Annotated in this window: 1 protein-coding gene; it reads right to left on the bottom strand. The window is 34.4% G+C overall.

The features are described 5' to 3' along the window. Positions 1 to 288, bottom strand: a 288-nt coding sequence (locus tag CBI42_RS11790) for a phage/plasmid primase, P4 family (RefSeq protein WP_256963841.1), incomplete at both ends; no start/stop codon positions are given.

Raw genomic sequence — 288 nt, 5'->3', positions numbered from 1 at the left:
TGGCATAAGTTCCCAGAATATCAGAAATAGTATCGATGAAAATTGATTTACCATTTCGGCCATTTCCATACAGAATAAACATCACTTGTTCCTTAATACTTCCTGTGGCCGAGTATCCAACCGCTTTTTGAATGTAATGGATTAATTCCTGATCACCAGCAAAAATTTGATTTAAAAATTCATCCCATTCTGGACAATCGATTTTGTCGGTATATTCCACACTTGTCTGATGACTGAACATTTTCTTAATGTCGTGATCTTTTAAGATACCCGAAGTTAAATCAATAT

It is taken from the genome of Streptococcus sp. KR, from assembly GCF_002238115.1.
In the GTDB taxonomy this organism is placed as follows: domain Bacteria; phylum Bacillota; class Bacilli; order Lactobacillales; family Streptococcaceae; genus Streptococcus.
This window is presented reverse-complemented; position numbering and strand designations above follow the sequence as displayed.